16 protein-coding genes and 1 pseudogene are annotated in these 19,851 nt (G+C 72.7%); 6 read left to right on the top strand and 11 right to left on the bottom strand.

Annotation, left to right across the window (positions count from 1 at the left end; genetic code table 11):
• The first annotated feature begins 343 nt into the window (after nt 1–343).
• A complete protein-coding gene (locus OG928_RS38715) occupies nt 344–4,252 on the top strand; it encodes a Pls/PosA family non-ribosomal peptide synthetase (protein ID WP_331766684.1) in 3,909 nt (1,302 codons plus the stop codon).
• Entirely contained in the window at nt 4,240–5,652 is a 1,413-nt protein-coding gene (locus OG928_RS38710; protein WP_331766683.1) for a M1 family metallopeptidase, read from the top strand. Before OG928_RS38715 ends, OG928_RS38710 begins: the two co-directional genes overlap by 13 nt.
• A 24-nt stretch (nt 5,653–5,676) precedes the next feature.
• Here OG928_RS38710 and OG928_RS38705 read toward each other — a convergent pair whose 3' ends face one another.
• On the bottom strand, nt 5,677–6,339 hold the full coding sequence (locus OG928_RS38705; protein WP_331766682.1) for a class F sortase: 663 nt from the start codon (nt 6,337–6,339) through the stop codon (nt 5,677–5,679).
• The gene (locus OG928_RS38700; RefSeq protein WP_331766681.1) at nt 6,326–6,976 is read right to left on the bottom strand and encodes a hypothetical protein; all 651 of its coding nucleotides are present in this window, start codon (nt 6,974–6,976) and stop codon (nt 6,326–6,328) included. The genes OG928_RS38705 and OG928_RS38700 overlap by 14 nt, the downstream gene beginning before the upstream one ends.
• Before the next feature lie 393 nt (nt 6,977–7,369).
• On the opposite strand from OG928_RS38700, the gene OG928_RS38695 reads away from it, so the two are divergent.
• On the top strand, nt 7,370–8,047 hold the full coding sequence (locus OG928_RS38695; RefSeq protein ID WP_406291583.1) for a response regulator: 678 nt from the start codon (nt 7,370–7,372) through the stop codon (nt 8,045–8,047).
• Between the two features lie 194 nt (nt 8,048–8,241).
• Nucleotides 8,242–10,320: a histidine kinase gene (locus OG928_RS38690; RefSeq protein WP_331766680.1), complete on the top strand. Its 2,079-nt coding sequence runs from the start codon at nt 8,242–8,244 to the stop codon at nt 10,318–10,320.
• A 372-nt stretch (nt 10,321–10,692) separates the two neighbouring features.
• On the opposite strand, the gene OG928_RS38685 is transcribed toward OG928_RS38690, so the two are convergent.
• The 8 genes and pseudogenes from OG928_RS38685 to OG928_RS38650 all read right to left on the bottom strand — a co-directional run bounded on the left by OG928_RS38685 (nt 10,693) and on the right by OG928_RS38650 (nt 17,157).
• The gene (locus tag OG928_RS38685) at nt 10,693–11,325 is read right to left on the bottom strand and encodes an NAD(P)H-dependent oxidoreductase (protein WP_331766678.1); all 633 of its coding nucleotides are present in this window, start codon (nt 11,323–11,325) and stop codon (nt 10,693–10,695) included.
• Between the two features lie 67 nt (nt 11,326–11,392).
• A complete protein-coding gene (locus OG928_RS38680; RefSeq protein ID WP_331766677.1) occupies nt 11,393–12,754 on the bottom strand; it encodes a biotin carboxylase N-terminal domain-containing protein in 1,362 nt (453 codons plus the stop codon).
• Nucleotides 12,755–12,760: 6 nt separating this feature from the next.
• Entirely contained in the window at nt 12,761–13,339 is a 579-nt protein-coding gene (gene accB / locus OG928_RS38675) for an acetyl-CoA carboxylase biotin carboxyl carrier protein (RefSeq protein ID WP_331768264.1), read from the bottom strand.
• Nucleotides 13,336–14,241: a carboxyl transferase domain-containing protein gene (locus OG928_RS38670; protein WP_331766676.1), complete on the bottom strand. Its 906-nt coding sequence runs from the start codon at nt 14,239–14,241 to the stop codon at nt 13,336–13,338. The genes accB and OG928_RS38670 overlap by 4 nt, the downstream gene beginning before the upstream one ends.
• A gap of 265 nt (nt 14,242–14,506) precedes the next feature.
• Nucleotides 14,507–15,160, bottom strand: a pseudogene (locus tag OG928_RS38665) (carboxyl transferase domain-containing protein); the annotation flags it as partial.
• Nucleotides 15,157–15,759: a cupin domain-containing protein gene (locus OG928_RS38660; protein WP_331766675.1), complete on the bottom strand. Its 603-nt coding sequence runs from the start codon at nt 15,757–15,759 to the stop codon at nt 15,157–15,159. The pseudogene OG928_RS38665 and the gene OG928_RS38660, both read right to left, overlap by 4 nt.
• The gene (locus OG928_RS38655; RefSeq protein WP_331766674.1) at nt 15,744–16,853 is read right to left on the bottom strand and encodes a type III polyketide synthase; all 1,110 of its coding nucleotides are present in this window, start codon (nt 16,851–16,853) and stop codon (nt 15,744–15,746) included. The genes OG928_RS38660 and OG928_RS38655 overlap by 16 nt, the downstream gene beginning before the upstream one ends.
• A gap of 85 nt (nt 16,854–16,938) precedes the next feature.
• Nucleotides 16,939–17,157, bottom strand: a complete 219-nt coding sequence (locus OG928_RS38650; protein ID WP_331766673.1) for a DUF5999 family protein — start codon at nt 17,155–17,157, stop codon at nt 16,939–16,941.
• Nucleotides 17,158–17,431: 274 nt separating this feature from the next.
• On the opposite strand from OG928_RS38650, the gene OG928_RS38645 reads away from it, so the two are divergent.
• Both OG928_RS38645 and OG928_RS38640 read left to right on the top strand, forming a co-directional pair.
• Nucleotides 17,432–17,794 carry a hypothetical protein gene (locus OG928_RS38645; RefSeq protein ID WP_331766672.1) on the top strand — a complete coding sequence of 121 codons (363 nt, stop codon included), beginning with the start codon at nt 17,432–17,434 and terminating at the stop codon, nt 17,792–17,794.
• The gene (locus OG928_RS38640) at nt 17,791–18,066 is read left to right on the top strand and encodes a hypothetical protein (protein ID WP_331766671.1); all 276 of its coding nucleotides are present in this window, start codon (nt 17,791–17,793) and stop codon (nt 18,064–18,066) included. Before OG928_RS38645 ends, OG928_RS38640 begins: the two co-directional genes overlap by 4 nt.
• Nucleotides 18,067–18,656: 590 nt before the next feature.
• On the opposite strand, the gene OG928_RS38635 is transcribed toward OG928_RS38640, so the two are convergent.
• Nucleotides 18,657–19,808 carry a hypothetical protein gene (locus tag OG928_RS38635; protein WP_331766670.1) on the bottom strand — a complete coding sequence of 384 codons (1,152 nt, stop codon included), beginning with the start codon at nt 19,806–19,808 and terminating at the stop codon, nt 18,657–18,659.
• Between the last annotated feature and the right edge of the window lie 43 nt (nt 19,809–19,851).

Raw genomic sequence — 19,851 nt, 5'->3', positions numbered from 1 at the left:
CATGTCGGGCGGGGGATTCGGGAGGGGTCTACGGTGTTGCGTGGGTCACAGTGGCGTGGGTGGCTCGCGTAATCGTGGTTCTGGACTGACGGTCCGTCAAGAGCCGTTGTTTCAGGGGCTCGTCAGAACTGACGGGGCGTCAAATATAATCTGACGGAGCATCAGATCCCGTTATTCCAGAGCCAGTTGATCGAATCGTCGGTCGTCGAAGTGGGTCGAACGGAGTTACTGTCGATCGGGTTGCCCCGCTTGAGAAGCGACCCACCGGAATGGAGCGGGGCCACGTGACACTTCCCCCGGAGCCCCCCGACAGCGGAGGGAGGGGGCCAGGGATGAGGACTGTATGGCCATCACGACACCGTTCCGCGCCGCGGAGGACCCGCTCGGAACCGCGGCGACACCGACCGCGGCCCGCGCCGTCTATCCGGGCCGCCAGGCCCCCGCACCCCGCACGCTCGTGGACATCCTGGACGCCACCGTCCGGGCCCACCCCAACGAGCCCGCCCTCGACGACGGCCGCCGGACGCTGACCTACCGCGCGCTGGCCGCCGAGGTCGAGACCCTGCGCCGCAGGCTCGCCGCGGCCGGCATCGGCGTCGGGGACCGCGTCGGCATCCGGGTGCCCTCCGGCAGCAACGACCTCTACGTCTGCATCCTCGCCGTGCTGGCCGCCGGCGCCGCCTACGTCCCGGTGGACGCCGAGGACCCGGACGAGCGCGCGGACCTGGTGTTCGGCGAGGCCGGGGTGCGCGCCGTCCTGGGCGCCGACCGCGACCTGCGCGGCATGGGCGGTACGGACGGTACGGGCGCCGCCGCGCCGATCCCGCCCGGCCGCCCGGGCCCGAGCGACGACGCCTGGATCATCTTCACCTCCGGCTCCACCGGCAAGCCCAAGGGCGTCGCCGTCACCCACCGCAACGCCGCCGCCTTCGTGGACGCCGAAGCCGGCCTGTTCCTCCAGGACGAGCCGATCGGCCCCGGCGACCGGGTGATGGCGGGCCTGTCCGTCGCCTTCGACGCGTCGTGCGAGGAGATGTGGCTCGCGTGGCGATACGGCGCGTGCCTGGTCACCGTCCCGCGCTCGCGGGTGCGCTCCGGCGCCGACCTCGGGCCCTGGCTCGCGGAGCAGGAGATCACCGTGGTGTCCACGGTGCCCACCCTGGCCGCGCTGTGGCCGACCGAGGCGCTGCTCGACGTCCGGCTGTTGATCTTCGGCGGCGAGGCATGCCCGCCCGAGCTGGTCGAGCGCGTGGTTGCCGAGGGCCGCGAGGTCTGGAACACGTACGGCCCGACCGAGGCCACCGTGGTCGCCTGCGGGTCCCTGCTCACCGGGGCCGGCCCGGTCCGGATCGGCCTGCCGCTCGACGGCTGGGAACTGGCCGTGGTCGACCCCGAAGGCCGCCCCGTCGCGATGGGCGAGAGCGGCGAGCTGGTGATCGGCGGCGTCGGCCTGGCCCGGTACCTCGACCCGGCCAAGGACGCCGAGAAGTACGCCCCGCTGGAGTCCATGGGCTGGCCGCGCGCCTACCGCAGCGGCGACGTCGTGCGCGCCGACGCCGAGGGCCTGGTGTTCGTCGGCCGCGGCGACGAGCAGATCAAGCTCGGCGGCCGACGGATCGAACTCGGCGAGATCGACGCCGCCCTCCAGGCCCTGCCGGGCGTCGCGGGCGCCGCGGCCGCCGTGCGCACGGTCAAGGGCGGCAACCAGCTCCTCGTCGGCTACCTGGTGACCGCCGACGGCTGGGACCGCGACGAGGCGGTCCGCCGACTGCGCGCCGAGCTGCCCGCGGCCCTGGTGCCCCGACTCGCCCCCGTCGCCGAGCTGCCCACCCGCACCTCCGGCAAGGTCGACCGCGACGCGCTGCCCTGGCCGCTCGCGGACAGCGAGGACACCGGCCCCACCGAGCAGCTGTACGGCACCGAGGCCTGGCTCGCCGAGCAGTGGACCGAGGTCCTGGGCCTGGCGCCGGACACCGCCCGCGACGACTTCTTCGCGATCGGCGGCAACAGCCTCGCCGCCGCCCGGCTGACCACGCTGCTGCGCGAGCGCTACCCCGCCGCCGCGGTCGCCGACATCTACCAGCACCCCACGCTGCGCAAGCTGGCCCGCCGCCTGGAGCGCTCCGCCCAGGACGCGGGCGCGGTCCGCGTGGTGGCCCCCACCCCCGCCCGGGCCCGGCTCGCCCAGCTGCTCCTGCTCGTCCCGTTGTTCACCCTGACCGGGCTGCGCTGGACGGTCGGCCTGCTCGCCCTCGGCAACGCGGCGGCCTGGTTCGGCACCTACCCGTGGGCGCCGACCGTCTCGTGGTGGTGGGTCGCGGCCGGCTGGGTGGCCCTGTTCAGCCCGCCCGGCCGGGTCGCGATCGCCGCCGGCGGTGCCCGACTGCTCCTGCGCGGCCTGCGCCCGGGCAGCTATCCACGCGGCGGCGGCGTACACATCCGCCTGTGGGCCGCCGAGCTGCTCGCCGACGCCAGCGGCGCCACCGCGCTGTCCGGCGCCTGGCTGATCCGCTACGCCCGCGCGCTCGGCGTCAAGGTCGGCCCCGACGTCGACCTGCACACCCTCCCGCCCGTCACCGGGATGCTCAAGCTCGGCCGAGGCTGCGCCGTCGAGGCCGAGGTGGACCTGTCCGGCCACTGGCTCGACGGCGACCGACTGGAGATCGGCGCGCTCAAGGTCGGCGCCGGCGCGATCGTCGGCACCCGCAGCACGCTGTTCCCCGGCGCCCGGATCGGCCGCTCCGCCGAGGTGGTCGCGGGCTCCGCGGTCACCGGCAACGTGTCGCCGCGCCGCCGCTGGGGCGGGGTGCCGGCGGTCCGGCTCGGCAAGGTCGACCCCGCCCGGCTCGGCGAACGTCCGCCGCGCAAGGCGCGCTGGGCCGTGTTGTACGGCGCGAGCGGCCTGCTCCCGCACGCGCTCACGATCGTTGCGGCGCTGCCCGCGCTGCCGATCCTGGCCGCCTTCGTGCACCCCGGCGACGGCCTCGGCGCGGCCCTCGGCGGCGCCCTGAGCGCGCTCGTGCCCGCGGTGGCCGCCTTCGCCCTCGCGTACGCGCTGTCGATCGTGCTCGCCGTCCGGCTGCTCAGCCTGGGCCTGCGCCCGGGCTACCACCCGCTGCACGGCCGGACCGGCTGGCAGGCGTGGACCGTCGCCCAGCTCATGGACCTGGCCCGCGAGAGGTTGTTCCCGCTGTACGCCAGCCTGTTCACGCCGATCTGGCTGCGTGCGCTCGGCATGAAGGTCGGCAAGGGTGTCGAGGCGTCCACGGTGCTCGCGCTGCCGAGCCTGACCACGGTCGGCGACGGGGCCTTCCTGGCCGACGACACGCTGATCGCATCCTACGAACTCGGCGGCGGGTGGATCCGGATCGGCGAGGCGGAGATCGGCGAGCGGGCCTTCCTGGGCAACTCGGGGATGACCGCGCCGGGCCGCTCGGTGCCCGCCCGGGGCCTGGTGGGGGTGCTGTCGGCGACGCCGAAGAAGACCAAGAAGGGTGGCTCGTACCTGGGCATGCCGCCGATGCGGCTGCCTCGCTCGGCGGACGTGGCCGACCAGGGTCTGACCTACGACCCGCCGGCCCGGCTGCGCTGGGCGCGCGGCCTGGTCGAGCTGTGCCGGGGCGTCCCGGTCCTGTGCTCCGCCGCCCTGACCGTCCTCACCCTGGCCGCCCTCGCGTGGCTCGCGGCGCACTCGCTCGCCCTGGCCGCACTGCTCTCCGGGATCGTGCTGTTGGGTGCCGGCGCGCTCGCGTGCGTGGTGTCCATCGCCGCCAAGTGGATCCTGGTCGGCCGCTTCCGCCCGGTGGAGCACCCGCTGTGGAGCGGATTCGTCTGGCGCAACGAGCTCGCGGACACCTTCGTCGAGGTGCTGGCCGTCCCGTGGCTGATCGGCGCCGTACCGGGCACGTCGCTGATGAACCTGTGGCTGCGCGGACTCGGGGCGCGGATCGGTCGCGGCGTGTGGTGCGAGAGCTACTGGCTGCCCGAGGCCGACCTGGTCACGCTCGGCGACGCGGTCAGCGTGGGCCGCGGCTGCGTGTTGCAGACGCATCTCTTCCACGACCGGATCATGCGCATGGATACTGTGATCCTTCGCGAGGGCGCCACCCTGGGCCCGCGCGGGATCGTGCTGCCCGGCAGCACCGTCGGGGCGCGCAGCACGCTGGGCCCCGGCTCGCTCGTGATGCGCGGCGAGTCGGTGCCGGAGGACACCAGCTGGCTGGGCAATCCGATCGAGGCATGGCGACGGTGACGCGGCCCGAGCCGGACGCGCAGGACTCGGCCCGTCTCGCGACGGTGGCCGAGACGGGGACGGAGTACGCATCGGTGGCCGACAACGGAACACGCCCGCTCGGCGTCGACACCTACTTCGGGACGCACGGCGACCCGCGCTACCACGCCCACCGCTACGAACTCGCCCTGGACTACCGTCCCGGCCCCAACCGGCTCGCCGGTTCCGCCCGGATCGGCGCGGTCGCCGGACCCCGGACGCTGTCCGAGTTCACCCTGGACCTCGCGGACTTCCGGATCGGCCGGGTGCTGGTGGCCGGCCGGCCCGCGCGCTACACCCACCGGGCCGGCAAGCTGCGCGTGCGCCCGAGTACCCCGATCGACGCCAACGCGGCGTTCACGGTCGAGGTGTACTACGCCGGCAACCCCAAGCCGGTACGCAGCCCGTGGGGCGGGGTCGGCTGGGAGGAGTTGACCGACGGCTCGCTGGTGGCCAGCCAGCCGATCGGCGCGCCCTCGTGGTACCCGTGCAACGACCGGCTCGACGACAAGGCGGCCTACCAGATATCGGTGACCGCCCCCGCCGACTACACCGTGGTGGTGAGCGGCCGGTTGCTGACCCACAGCGGCCGGGGAACCAGCGCCACATGGGTGTATGAGCAGCCGGCGCCGACCCCGAGCTACCTGGTCAGCGTGTCGATCGGGCACTACGAAACGGTCCGGGTGGCCGCGAGGGACGCCGGTGTGCCGCAACTCGCGCACGTGCCGGGCCCGTTGCTGCCCCGGTTCCGGGCGGACTTCGCGCGCCAGCCGGAGATGATGGCGCTGTTCCAGGAGTTGTTCGGCCCGTACCCGTTCGACGAGTACACCGTGGTGGTGACCGAGGACGACCTGGACGTCCCGATCGAGGCGCAGGGCATGGCCACCTTCGGCGCGAACCACGTCGACGGCGCCGGCGGCTTCGAGCGGCTCGTGGCCCACGAGTTGGCGCACCAGTGGTTCGGCAACAGCGTCGGCCTGGCCGGCTGGCGGCACATCTGGCTGAACGAGGGCTTCGCCCGGTACGCGGAGTGGCTGTGGTCGGAGCGCTCCGGCGGGCGCTCGGCGGCCGACCTCGCGCGCGCCGAATACGCGGTACTGGCCGCGCTGCCCCAGGACCTGATCCTGTCCCGACCCCGGCAGAAGCTGCTCTTCGACGACCGCGTGTACGGCCGCGGTGCCCTTACGGCGCACGCGGTGCGCCGCGCCCTCGGCGACGCCGCGTTCTTCGCGATGCTGCGGGACTGGACCACGGCGCACCGCCACCGGGTGGTCACCACGAACGTGTTCACGGCGCACGCCGCCCGGTACGCGTCCCGTCCGGTGGACGCCCTGCTCGACGCCTGGCTCCACCGGGGACCGCTGCCGGCGTTTCCGGTGTAGGAGCGCAGGCAGCGGGTCCCCGCCTCAGCGGGTGGCCGTCAGGTGGGCGAAGACGACCACGTTCGCGGCGTAGCCGGTGTGCTTGTCGTAGTGCCCGCCGCAGGTGATCACGCGCAACTCGGCGGCGTCGGTGGGTCCGTAGACGAGTGCGTCGGGGAAATCGTCCTTCGGATAGGACCGGACGGCGTCGACGGTGAAGATCGCCTTGCGTCGGTCCTTCCGGAGCACCTCGATGTTGTCTCCCGGGCGCAGCAGGCCGAGTCTGAAGAACACCGCGGGGCCCGAGCGGGTGTCCGCGTGCCCGACCATGACGGCGTTGCCCGCGGCTCCCGGGGCGATGCCGGCGCGGTACCAGCCGACGAGGTTCTTGTTGTTCACCGGCGGGGAGCTCAAGCGCCTGTCCGGGCCCATGGTGAGGGCCCCCATCGGCGCGTCGACCCCGATGTCCGGGATCTTGATCCGGGTCGGTTCCGACGGCGGCAGCGGGGCGGCGTCGACCCGAGGCCGCGTGTCCGAGGGGAGGCGGAGCGGTTCGGCGGCGGGAGCGGGGGGGCGCTCGATCGGGCCGTCGTCGGATCCGTAGTACGCGAGCCACAGTCCCGCGACGAGGGTCAGCGCGGTGGCCCCAGCCGCGATCGGGCTGGGGCCACGCTTGCGGTGCGAGGACCGCGGGTCAGGACGACCCATCGTCCGCGGCACGGCGACGACGGACGATGTAGTAGCCGAAGCCTCCGGCGGCCGCCGCCGCCACGACCACGCCGGTGGTCATCTCGGTGGTGTTGGACTGCGAGATGCCGCCTCCGCCGCCGGCTTCGACGCTGCCGTCGGGCTGCGTGCCGTTCCCGCCGTTCGTGCCGCCGCCGGTGGTGCCGCCGGTGGTGCCCGGGCCGGTGTCGGGGCAGTCGACGTTGAAGACCTTCTGCTTGCCGGCGCCGCTCGCGCCTTCGAAGGTCCACACGAGCTTGTACTGCCCGTCGGGCAGCGACAGGTTCTCGGTATGCCCGTTCCCGTCGACGAGGGTGATCTTGCCGCCCAACACGGGGCCGCTGCCGTTCGGCGGCTGCGTGGCGATCGTGTAGGTGACCTCCTGGAGCGGGTCGAAGTCGAACGCGGCCAGGTAGAACTTGCAGACCTTGGGCTCGTTGACCGGGTTCGTCGGGTCTGTGGTGGTTTTGTGCACCTTCACGTCGCCGTTGTCGCCCGGCGCCATGGGCAGGGCGAAAGCGGATCCGCCGGCGGCGATGGTGCCGGCGCCGACCGCGATCGCGGCGACCGTCAGACGCTGGGTCCAGGTGGATGGTGTGCGGCTTGGGGCTGGGAACACGGGGAGACTCCACGGAGACGGTGGACGACGTTCGGCATATCGAACGAATATCGGTAATTCGGAACATTGCCTTTCGCCGACACCATCGGGCGGCCGAGACGCGCCGAATCGGAGCGTTTTCACCCGTATGCCGGGTCGAACGAATCCGCACCACGGGTCGCCACGGGTCGCCACGGGTCGCAACGGGTCTCCATGGGTCTCCGTGGGGCTCTCCACGAGGCGGTCGGCGCTCGCGCAGATCATCCTTTTTGGAAACCGGCCGGAAGATGGCCTATTCGGCTTCCAGGATGGCGTCGCGGCGGAACGGGCCGGTGTGCCGGTCGGCGGGGCGGCGTGCCCGGGGGCGGGCCGAGCCGTTGGATCACCCAAAGTGATACAAGAACTACGCGTAGTATGTGCCGCGTGGTTCGGGATAGCGTTTCCGCAGCGTTGTGTGTCGTGATCGTCGATGACCATCCACTGTTTCGGGCGGGGTTGCGGGCGGCTCTGGAGAGCGCCGGTGACATCACCGTGGTGGCCGAGGCCGAGACCGCCGCGGCGGCCCCCGAAGTGGTCGCCGCGCACCGACCCGACCTGGTCATCATGGACCTCACCCTGCCCGACGGATCCGGGATCGAGGCGACCCGCAGGATCGTCGCCGAGACGACCGGCGTCCCGGTCCTGGTGCTGACGATGTCCGACGACGACGGCAGCCTCCTCGCCGCGATGCGGGCCGGGGCCGGTGGCTACCTGGTCAAGGGAGCGGCCCGCGACGAGGTGCTGCACGCGGTGCGCACGGTCGCCGCCGGCGGGGCGGTGTTCGGCGCGCAGACCGCGGTACGGCTGACCGCGCTGCTCGCGGGCAGCGCACAGCGCGACGACGAGCGGTTGTTCCCCGAGTTGACCGCGCGCGAGTGCGAAGTGCTCGACCTGCTCGCCCGCGGCCTGGACAACCGGCACATCGCCCGCCGCTTGTTCCTCGCGGAGAAGACCGTGCGCAACCACATCACGCACATCTTCGAGAAGCTGCACGTGGGCTCCCGCGCCGAGGCGGTCGCCCGCGCCCGCGACTTCGGCCTCGGTGCCGACTGATCCACCCGGGCGCGGCCGGGGACGTCGATGGGACCGCCGCCTCGTGCGCCCGGGACGTCGGTGAGCGCATCATCGGGTGTTCCGGACATCGGCGACACCTCCGCACGGACCGCCGAGGCGGCTCGGCCCTCCACGGGGCTCGGGTCCCACCCGTGCGAGGCGGTGTCCCCCGACGACGTCCGTGAGGAGGCTCCATGAGCACAGCCGAGCCACGCGTCGGCCATACCCGGGCATACGTGGTGTGCGGTTGCACCCTGCTCGGCGGCCTCGTCGTGCTGGTACTGCTGGTGACCCACCTGGGCGACGAGCGACTGGGGCCGGATCCCGCCAGAGGCGGCATCCCGGCGCTCCTGGGCGTCGGACTGGCACTGTCCGGCCTGTTCGTGATCGCACACCGGTCGGCACCGGGCCTGGGGTGGCTGCTGCTGTGGACCGGCCTGTCCCAGACCGTCGGACGCGCCGTGATCCTGGCGGCGGCCTTCGCCGGCGTCGGGCCGGCCCTGGGCGCGGTCGCCATCTCGATCCTGCTGCTGTGCGACGTGGTGTACCTCTTCGCGATGTACGCCCTGCCGCTGTGGCTGCCGCAGGGATACCTGCCGCGGGGACCGATCCGGATCTACGCGGTGGTCGTGGCGTTGTGGAGCGTCATCCACACCTTCTACGACCTCGCCGTGTCCACCTTCTACGGGGTGCCGAGCTTCCTGCAGCACGGTTTCTGGCTCGACGCGCGCCAATGGGTGGGGAGCTGGCTCGCCCCGCGGCTGGACCTCGTCCCGCCGCTCGTCATCCTGACCAGTCTGGTCGTCATGGCCGTGCACTGGGCGCGTTCCCCCGGACCGCACCCGATGCGGATCATCCCGTTGCTGCCCTATCTGGTGTGGCTCTTCGTAGTCTTCGGCGGCTACCACCTCAAGCTCTCGCCCGACACCTACGAGATCCTGCTCTACGCGAGTTCGGTGGTGTGGCCGGGGACCTTCGCCTACGCCTTCGCGCGGGACCGACAGTGGCACCTCGACCGGTCGACGCGCCGGATGCTGGCCGCGTTCGCCCTGGCCTCGGCGCTGATGGCGGGCTATTTCGCGATCGTGGTGGGACTCTCCCGGTTCCTGCCCGGCGCCCGGTCCACGGGCGCGGTGGTGATGGCCGTCGGCTCGCTGGCGATCGGCCTGCTGCTGCGCCCGGCCATCACACAGGCGATGTACGTCGTCGACCGCTTCTACTACGGCGAGCGGGCCCGGCCCTACCAGGTGGTCCGGGACCTGGCCGAACGGCTGAGTCGCGCCGTCGTGCCGGGCGTCGCCCCCGCACTCCTGTGCGAGACCGTCGTGCGCACGCTCAACCTGCCGGGCGCCGGTGTCGTGGTCGATACCCGTCGCGGACCCCGCGAGCTGGCCCGGGTGGGCACGGTCGGACCCGGTGGCATGGACTTCCCGCTGACCTACGAGGGCGTCGTCATCGGCCGGCTGTCGGCGCCGCCGCGCCCGGGCCAGGTCGTGCTCGACCGCCAGGACGTCGAGGTGCTGGGCTTCCTGGCCGATCAGGCGGCTCCCGCCATCGCCTCGCTGCGCCTGTACGAGGACCTCCAGGAGAGCCGTGAGCGCATCGTGCTGGCGCGCGAGGAGGAGCGCCGGCGCCTGCGCCACGATCTGCACGACGGGCTCGGACCGGCGCTGTCCGGCACCCGGCTCCAGGTCGACACCGCCAGGACCTGCGTTCCGGCGGGATCGCCGGCGGAGGGGACGCTCATGGTCGCGTCCGAGGGCATCGGCGAGGCGATCACCGAACTGCGCCGGATCACCGAGGGACTGGCCCCTGCCGCGCTGGACCGGATGGGGCTGGCGTGCGCGCTGCGCGAGTCGGCGAGCCGGCTCGACAATCGATCCGCCGGCCGGCCCTGCATCCTGGTCGAACTCGACCCCGATCCGTTGCCGCCGCTGCCGGCCGCGGTGGAGGTGGCGGTGTACCGCATCTCCGGCGAGGCACTGAACAACGTCGTGCGCCACTCGGGGGCCGAGCGGGCCGCGCTGCGGGTACGGGTGCGGGCGGCCGAGGTCACCGTCGAGATCGTCGACGACGGCCACGGGCACCCCGCCGGGGGAGACGGGGACGGGTCCGGGGCCGGTGACGGGATCGGCATGCGGTCGATGGCCGAACGGGCCGAGGAACTGGGCGGCACGTTCACGGTCGACAACGGCGAGCGCGGCACCGTCGTGCGGGCCGTCCTGCCGTGTCCCGGGACCGACCTCCGGGACGGACCCGGGACCACCCCGTGACCGTGGTCGGATGCGCCCGGGGCCGAGGTGGGGTCAGATTGATGGAGCGGTGACCGACTCGATCACCGCATTCCACCCCCTCCGACGGAGGCAGAAGATGACATCCGAACAGCGCCGCTTCAAGCCCGCGAGCATAGCCCTGGCGGCCCTCACCGCCACGGTCGTGGCTATCCCCTGGGTCCGGCGGCGACGCAAGCCGGACGACCCCCCGCCCGTTCCGGACGGGGCCAGGCAACATGCCGGCGGGTGTACGCCGCCGCACGTCGTCTGTTGATCGACGCGGCCCCGGCACTCCCGGGGCATCCGCAGGATCCCGCAGACACGGAAAACGTCTCCGCCTCCACCGGCCCGAGCCGGTGGAGGCGGAGACATTCACGTGCGCACATGTGGCGGCGAGTGCGGGCCGGGAGCCGTCCGGTGCCGGCGCGCCGGCGCGGCCCGGGCGGTACTAGTGCGGACGAGGTCGTGCAGCGTCGCCAGTTGGGTCCGGATCAGGTCCGCCACCCGCGGATCCGCCGGTCGCACCACCCCGTCCGGTGCGGACACCAGCGCCTCGGGCGCCCCGCCGACCACCACCTCCGGATGCGGAACCACGAGATTACCCAGGCCGGTCAGGATCCGTACGGTGTCGCTCAGGCCGCGGAATCCGTGCAGTCGGCTGGCCGTCACGACCATCACGGCGACGCCTTTCCCGCTCAGGGCGGCACCGCCGCGCGGACGCGACGCCCAGTCGAAGGCGTTCTTCAGGACTCCGGGGATGGAGTGGTTGTACTCGGGGGTGGCGATGACCAGGCCGTCGGCCGCCCGGATGGCCGCGCGCAGCCGGCGGACCGAGGGAAGTTCGGGGTGGACGTCCAAGTCCTGGTTGTACAACGGCAGTTCGCCCAGCGTCGGGAACACCTCGAAGCGCATGCCGGGTGGTGCGAGGGCGGGTAGCGCGGTCAGCAGTCGGCTGTTGTCCGAGTTCCTGCGCAGCGAGCCGGAGATGGCCAGTACACGTGACATGAGAGGGTCCCGATTCGTGAGTGGGGGAGTGGAGTGCGGTGGACCGGGTCGAGGCCGGTGCGAGTGGTCAGGGTTCGGCTCGTCCGGGTTCGGCCCGGCGGTCGAGGAGCGTCGTGTCGTGGGTGCCGGCCACGAAGTCCGGCTCGTCCAGGACTTCGGCGAGCAGCGGTGCGGTGGTGTGCATCCCCGGGCCCTCGACCCGCAGTTCGCGTAGCGCGCGCCGCATGCGGGCCAGTGCCTGGTCCCGGTCCTGGCCCCAGGTGACGACCTTGGCGAGCAACGAGTCGTACTCCGGCCGAGCCTGGGAGCCGGGGAAAGCGTGCGTGTCCACGCGTACGAACGGGCCGGCCGGTGCGGTGAACTCGGTCAGCCTGCCCGGACAGGGCACGAACGCGCGGTTGGGGTCCTCGGCGTTGATCCGGCACTCCACCGCGGCGCCTCGACGCGCCCATCCGTGGCTGCTCGGGCCCAGCGGTTCCCCCGCTGCGACGAGCAGTTGCTCGCGGACGATGTCCACGCCGGTCACCATCTCGGTCACCGGATGCTCGACCTGGATGCGGGAGTTCACCTCGATGAAGGCCGCGTCCTCCCCGCGCACCAGGAACTCGAAGGTGCCGGCGCCCCGATAGCCCACGGCGCGAGCACCGGCCACCGCGTGCGCGGCCAGCCGGTCGGCCAGATCGGCGGGCAGCCGGGGCGCCGGGGACTCCTCGATCAGCTTTTGGTGTCGTCGTTGCACCGAGCAGTCGCGCTCGCCGAGGTGGACGACGTTGCCGTGGGCGTCGGCGAGGATCTGGATCTCGATGTGTCGGGCGCCGTACAGATACTGCTCCAGGTAGACGCGGTTGTCGCCGAACGCCACCTGGGCGGCGGCGCGCGTCGCCCGGAAGGTGGGCAGCAGCGCGCCGATGTCGCGCACCACCGACATGCCCCGGCCGCCGCCGCCGGCGACGGCCTTGACGATCAGCGGGAATCCGATCCGCTGCGCCACCTCCGCGGCCTCGTCGGCCGTCGAGACGGGCCGGTCCGAACCGGGCACCACCGGCAGCCCGGCTTCCGCCATGATCCGCCGGGCCGTCGACTTGTCGCCGAGGCGTGCCATGACGTCGGGATCGGGGCCGATGAAGACCAGCCCGTTCTCGGCGCAGATCGTGGCGAAGTCGGGGTCCTCGGAGAGGAATCCGTACCCGGGGTGGATGGCCTGGGCGCCGGTCTGCAGCGCGGCCTCGATGATCGCCGGCGGGTAGAGGTAGCTGCGGTGCGGATCGGCGGGGCCGATGTTGACGCGGTGGTCGGCCGCCCGCACGGCGGCGGAGTCCCGGTCGACGCCGGAGTGCACCACCACGGTGGTGATGCCCATGTCCCGGCAGGTGCGCACTATCCGCAGGGCGATCTCGCCCCGGTTGGCGATCAGCACGGTGTCGAACACGGCCGGTCACCTCCCGACGTTCGGCTCGGGCGCGACGGGCGTGACGGGCGTGACGGGCGCGGTGGCCGCGGATTCGGGCGAGGGGTCGGGGTGGGTGCCGCCGTCGTACTCGGGGTCGAGTTCGAAGAGCGGCTGATCGAACTCGACACCCTGGGCGTTGTCGATCAGGACGGCGGTCACCCGGCCGTCGCGGTCGGCCTCGATCGCGTTCATCAGCTTCATCGCCTCGATGACGGCCAGTTGTTGGCCGACCCGGACGACGTCCCCGACCTCGGCGAACGGTGGCGCCCCGGGCTCCGGGGAGCGGTAGAACGTGCCCACCAGCGGGGCCCGAACGGTATGCCCCGCGGCCGGCGGAGGAGTGGCGGGCGACGGAAGCGGAGCGGGGGAGGCCGGTGCCGACGGCGCGGACCGCGTGGCCGGCCGCGCGCCCGCCGCGGCGGGCCACGCCACCTCGATGCTCGATCCGCCGGAACGCACCACCACGCGTGTGGGCGGTTCCGGGGTATCGCTCAGGATCCTGCCCAGCGCGTCGCGCAGCGCGGCCAGCGTCGCGGCCTGGGTCGTGTGGTCGGCGTCGTTCATGCCGATGCCTCCTCGTCGTCCTCGTTCTCGTTCTCGTTCGGTCGCAGGTCGTCGGCCCGACCCGCGTACACGTGCGCGGCGGTCGTGGGCAATCCGAAGGCGCGGAACCGCCTTCGGCGCAGCGCGACCCGCTCGGCCGGTTCGGCGGCGGCGAGTTCGTCCAGGGCGGCCAGTACCGCGTCGCGCAGCGCGAGGCTCGCGGCGGCGGGATCGGCCTGCGCGCCGCCCTCGGGCTCGGCGACGACGCCGTCCACCACCCCGAGTTCGAGCAGCGATCGGGCATCCAGGCCCAGCGCGCGGGCCGCCGCCGCGCCCGCCTCCCGGCTCTTCCACAAGATCGCGGCGCAGCCTTCGGGGCTGATCACCGAGTAGAGCGCGTTGGCGCTGATCAGCACCCGGTCGGCGACGCCGAGCGCGAGCGCGCCGCCGCTGCCGCCCTCGCCGGTGACCACGGCCACCACCGGCACCCGCAGGCCGGCGAGGACTCCCAGGCAGGCGGCGATGGCACCGGCCTGGCCCTGCTGTTCGGCCTCGATCCCGGGATGGGCGCCGGGCGTGTCGATCAAGGTCACGAGCGGCACACCGACCTTCTCCGCCAGGCGCGCCAGGCGGATCACCTTGCGGTAGCCGGCGGGCGAGGCCATGGCGAAGTTGGCGCGCACCAGGTCGGCCGTCGTGTGGCCCTTCTGGTGCCCGATCACCATCACCGCGCGGCCGTCCACCACACCCAGGCCGCCCACGAGCGCCGGGCAGTCGGCGCCCGCGCGGTCGCCGCGCAGTTCCACGAACGCGTCCATCCAGTACGCGAGGTGGTCGCGCGTGGTCGGCCGGCGGACGTCGCGGGCGGCCGCGACGACCTCGTGCGCGGGGCGGACGGGCAGGTCGTCGGGATCGCGCAGCACGGACGCGGCGCCGGTGTGCGGCAGCTCCGCGACCGGGCCGCGGGGTCTTGCGCCGACCCTCCGCTCGGGGCGCGCGAGGTGCGGCCGGCGGGCGGGCCGCGGCCAGCAGTACCGCGAGCGTCTGCCGCAGCTCGCCGCGCGGGCGCACTCCGTCGACCAGCCCGTGGCGCAGCAGGAACTCCGCCGTCTGGAAGCCGTCGGGCAGGCGCTGCCCGATCGTCTGCTCGATCACGCGGGGGCCGGCGAAGCCCATGCGTGCGCCCGGCTCGCACAGCACCACGTCGGCCGACGTGGCGAACGAGGCGGCGACTCCTCCGTACGTCGGATCGGCGACCACGGTGACGGTGAGGATGCCGGCCTCGTCCAGTTCGGCCATCGCGGCCGCGGTCTTGGCCATCTGCATGAGGGCGAGCGCCCCCTCCTGCATCCGCGCGCCTCCGGACGCGGTGATCAGGACCAGTGGCGCGCGGCGGGCGAGGGCCGCGTCGGCGGCCATCGAGATCGCCTCGCCGGCGGCCACTCCGAGGCTGCCGCCCATGAAGGCGAAGTCCATGGCGGCCATGACCACCGGATGCCCGGCCAGGGTGCCGGCGGCCACCCGTACCGCGTCGTCGTGCCCGGTGGCCGCGCGGGCGGCGGACAGCCGGTCGCGGTAGCGCTTGAGGTCCTCGAAGCCCAACGGGTCGTCGACGGTCGTGCGCGCGGTCAACGGCTCGATGCCGTCGGGGTCGAGCAGCGAGTCGAGCCGCCGGCCGGCGGCCAGGGGACTGTGGCCGCCACAGCCCGGACACACGCCGTCGGCACGGTCGAAGCGCCTGCGGTAGACGAGGGCACGACAGCGCGCGCAGATCAGCCAGTCCGGCGGCCGGCGCGGGTCGGTGGAGCCGGAGGCGGTGGCGGAGGTCGATGGGGTGGTCATCGCGTGCTCCCGGGCTGTGGGGTGTGCGGGCCGGGTGTGGTGTGTGGGGTGTGTGCGGTATGTGGGGTGCGTGGGTTGGTCGGCGCCTCGTGTCGCAGTGGGGTGATCTGGTGGATGTCGTACTCCTCGCGGAGCCTGGCCACCGCCGCCGCGTCCACGCGGTCGCCGGCGCCGAAGATCTCGAAGAGCTGCTCGAAGTAGCGTTCGTGATCGGGGGCCGGGGACGCCTGGAACAGCATCCGTGCCGGTTTGGCCGTGGGATTGGTGAAGGCGTGCGGGCAGCCCGGCGGGACGAACATGCAGCTCCCGGGGCCGGCCCGGACGGGGCCGCGGCCGGTGTCCGATCGCCAGGTCCGCCAGTCGTCGGTGGTCCTGGCCCGCGGTTCGAAGGCGAGGACGTCGAGTTGGCCCTCCAGTACGTAGAAGAACTCCTCGCCGTGTGCGTGGACGTGCGCGCCGACGTCGAAGCCGGGCGGCACCAGGACCTCGAACGTCGAGGTGTCGCGGGCATGCGCCCCGGTGACCTTGAACGTGACCTCCTGCGCGGCGGTGATCAGGGTGCGGCCCACGCCGGGAGGGATGATCAGACCGTCGACCATGACGCCGCCTCCCGATGTGCGGACCGGTTCCCGGGCGCCTTCGCGGCGTCGGCGATCCAGGTGCCGACCGCCATCTCGGCGGTGATGCCGGGACCGAAGCCGGCGATGATGCCGTGTCCGCCCACGCCGGGCCCACCTTCGGCGAACAGCCGGTCCAGGGCGTCGAACACGACCGCGCTGGCGATGTTCCCGTACTCGGTGAGGGTGGCTCGGCTGTGCCGGAACGCCTGCGCGTCGACGCCGAGGAACCGGCTCAGGTCGTCCAGGATCCGCGGGCCGCCGGCGTGGACCACGTAGAAGTCCAACGCCGAGGCGTCCCAGTGGTGCCGGCGCACGAGGTCGCGCATGACGGGGGCCAGCGGCTCCATCGTCGTGGGGACGCGCTTGTCCAGCCGGAAATGGAAGCCGGTGTCCTTCACCGCGTAGGAGATCCAGTCCTGCGTGTGCGGTATGAGGTAGGAGCCGTTGCGTTCGAGCCGCATGCCCGTGCCGCCCGAGCCGCGCACCACGGCCGCCGCGACCGCGTCGCCGAAGAGTCCGTCGGACAGCAGCGACCCGATGTCGTCGTCGCCCGGCTGGTAGCACAGCGAGCAGAACTCGCAGGAGACGATCAGTACGTTGGCGTCGGGGTAGGCCGCACAGAAGTCGTGCGCCCGATTGATCGCGGCGCCGCCGGCCGCGCAGCCGAGTTGGGCGATCGGCAGTTGGCGCGTGTCCGAGCGCATGCCCAGGGCGTTGACCAGCCACGCCGTCAGCGACGGCATCGTGAACCCGGTGCACGAGACGTAGACGATGAGGTCGATGTCGCGCACACCGAGGTCCGCGTTGGCCAGCGCCTGGTAGACCACGGGCGGCACGCGCTTCTTGGCCTGCTGTTGATACAGGAGGTTGCGGGCCTCGAAGCCCGGGTGCCGCAGGGTCTGCTCGATCGGCTGGACGAGGTGGCGCTTGCGTACGCCGGTGTTCTCGATCAGCCGCAGGGCCAGCGGCAGCCGCGGGTTGTCCGCCTGGAGGCGGCGTGCGAGGTCGAGCGATTCGGCCATGGTGATGACGTGTTCGGGGACGGCGACCGAGGGTCGGCACAGGGTGCTCATGAGGTACTGCCTTTCGTACTGCGGGAGTTCGTGAGACTCCCGCAGTTTGGGGCGGGTTTGGGCGGGTTTGGGGGCGGTCGCGGCCTCAGGCCGAGACGCGGTCCGCCGCCTGTGGAGTCCGCGGCGCCGGCGGCCGATGCGGTGGCTCGACGACGCCGTCGGGCAACAGCGCACCGGTGTCCTCGAAGACCACGACGCCGTTGCACAGCAGGCTCCACCCCTGCTCGGGATGACTGTTCACGACGTGAGCGGCCAGGTGATCGGAGGCCGAAGCGGCGGGACATTGGGGAATGTGCCGGCACATGATCCTGATCCTTCCGGGAGCGCCTTCGGGTGGCAGCGCGTCCGTGGATTCCCACGTTGTGTGTCACCTGAGGATTGACACGATCAGCGTGGACCGCCCGATATCCCGGGCGGATGAGTCTGCGGCCCCGAATCGGTGGCCCTGTGGGCCCGGGATCACGATGGCGTGGGCTCGGTCGAGGAGGTTGCGGGGGCGCGTTGTTGACGTGGCGGACCCCTCAGGGTGCGCCGCAGTAGGGTGGGGCGGGGTTGCTGCGAGGGATGAGGAGGCGGTCGTGGTGGGCGAGCCGAACGTCGAGACGTCGGGGGACGCGCCGCTGTTTCCGATGCCGCCGGTGACCGAGCAGGCGCTGCGGGTGGCGGTGCTCTCGCTCGACCCGGCCGCGGCCGTGCGCTTCGAACAGGAATTCCACGCCGCCTGGCAGGAAGCCGTCCAAACGGACAGCACCGTGCCCATGCACACGTTCCTGCGCCGATGGGCGGTGTTCGTCGCGCTACGGCGTGTGCCCGCCCGCGCGAGGCGGCTGCGCGAACTCGAGCAGGTCATCGCGGACGCCGACACCCTCGCCGCCGCCCGGCCCGCCGCCGCCGAGATCGCCGCCATGTTGGACGAGGCCGCCCGCGAAGCCGCCGCGTGAGCGACTGGACTTGGGAGTACGAACCCGACGCCGACCACGTCGTCGGCGGCTTGGCGCCGCGCATCCGCGCTGACGTCGACGCCCTGGCACAGCGCCTGGCCGACGCCGCCGCCGTCCGATACTCGGGGGAACCGTCCGACCACGAATCCGGCGTGTCGGGTATCCGCGACCACGCCGAGGGCCGCCTGATCGTCTGGTACATGGAACACCGACGCCTCGCGGTCCTGCTGGTGCTCCGCGTCCAACACTGGCCCGACCCGGACCAGGACTGACACCCACCACGAAGGAACACCATTGTGACCCCCGCAACCGGCCAGTGATCAATGAGGCCGACATCGCCCAGCATGCCGGCGTCCCGTTGTGGCGGCGACGCGATGGCCGGGGGCCGGGCGTGGACGGGGTGTGTCCGGCCCGGCCGCTGGAGCGGAGCGGGGCATGCCGCCCAGTCGGTGTCGTGAGTCGGAGGTTCGTGACCGGTTCGGGTGGTGGCTTGGGCCGGTGGACGGTCACCTCGACGGAAGCGATGTCAGTGCTGGTCAGCGGCCTCTTGTCGTCGGTACGACGGTTCCATGTGTGGTGGCGGGAGATGCCCGCCTTGGCGATTCCGAGGCTGAAGCGTGCCCTTCGCGGCGGAAGCATCCCGGCCAGGACGGCCGTTCCGATGTGTCCGATCAAGTCCACTCTGCTGCCTGCGTCGGGTGCGAGAATGCCGGTGGCGGTGGTGACCGTGGCCCGGGCGGCTTCGAGCGCGACGGTGAACGAAGCGCGGTCGGGATCGACACCCGAACGAGTCTCCACAGTCGTGACCATCGTGTGTCTGATCGCCTGGTAGAGCACTTCGTGCCACACCGGTGGGCCCGGCTCATGGCTCCTTGCTGTGCTCCGCGCCGTGCGCTCGCGGCGGCTGGGCCCCTCGTGGGCGGTAGCCGCGCGTGAACTGCCGCGCCATGGTGCTGCTGTAGGTCCGGTCGTCCGGAAGTCCGCTGGTGTTGAGCGCGGCGGCGGGCAGCCGTCCCGGCGTCTTGCCTGCTTCGCCGGGTCGGAGGAACGCCCGCGCGCTTTCGGGGACCGGGCTCCTGGTCTCCTGGGTCTGGTCCGGCAGGGCGTGCAGGCCGATCCCTGCGACCTGCGCGCCTTGCCGGACTGTGGCGAGGCCGCGTTGGGGGGCGCGAGTGGAGGCGGTCAGAGCGCGCGGGGTGGCACCGGAGAAGGCTCGTACGTACCAGGGGCCGTGCTCGGCGGCGCTGGTCTCCGCCTCCTGCTCGGCGAAGTCGCGGTACTTCTCGCCCAGTTCGTTGATCTTTGTTCTTGCCCTCTGGTTGGCCCCCGACCCCGCTCTCCAGGACTTACGCTCATCGGCGTTGGCGGTCCTCTCGGCCGCCTCGGCCTGCCGCGCGGCCCACACGTCCTTGTCGGCGGCCTTGCCGTCCTGGTCGACGGCCCGATTCTCGGCCTCCCACTGCCTGTCGGTCATCATGGCCGGTCGGCCGGGCAGGCTCACCAGCTCGTCGACTCGCGCCGCGGCCCAGCCCCCGCCCGGGCGTGCGGCGGCCTCGGGCCGCGACGCCGGCTCGCGCGGGGCCGTGACGACCCACTCCATGCGCAGCTCGGACGCGACCGCCACCGACTCCTTGAGCGCCTCCGCGTCCTCCGACGCGAGGTTCCGGAATCCGCGCCCCGTGTACCGGTGGACGGCGACCCGGTACGCGGCGGCGTCACCCACCGCGTGCCACTCCCGCGCAAGGTCGTCGCGGTGCTCGCCCATGAGTTCGGACGCGTCGGCACCGGGAGGCAGAGTGCCGCGCAAGGTGTCCGGCAGCCCGTGCTCGCGCAGGTGGTCTTCGAGGACAGTGGCGACGGCCAGCCGTTCGCCCAGCAGACGTGGATCCGGCGAGTTCTCGGGTGCCAGTTCCAGGGGGAAGCGCCCCAGCACCCACGATGTCGTGGTGCGTTGGAACCGGGTGTTGCTCGACAACCGCGGTTCGGTGGCTGTGTCGCTCCCGCGCGTGCTCAAGGTGCCGCTCCATTTCCAGGCGCTGGTCAGGGGAGATTATTCT

Origin of the sequence: Embleya sp. NBC_00896 (genome assembly GCF_045207785.1) — a bacterium.
In the GTDB taxonomy this organism is placed as follows: Bacteria; Actinomycetota; Actinomycetes; order Streptomycetales; family Streptomycetaceae; genus Embleya.
Note: the sequence above shows the minus strand (reverse complement) of the source record. Positions and strands in the feature narration are given on the sequence as shown.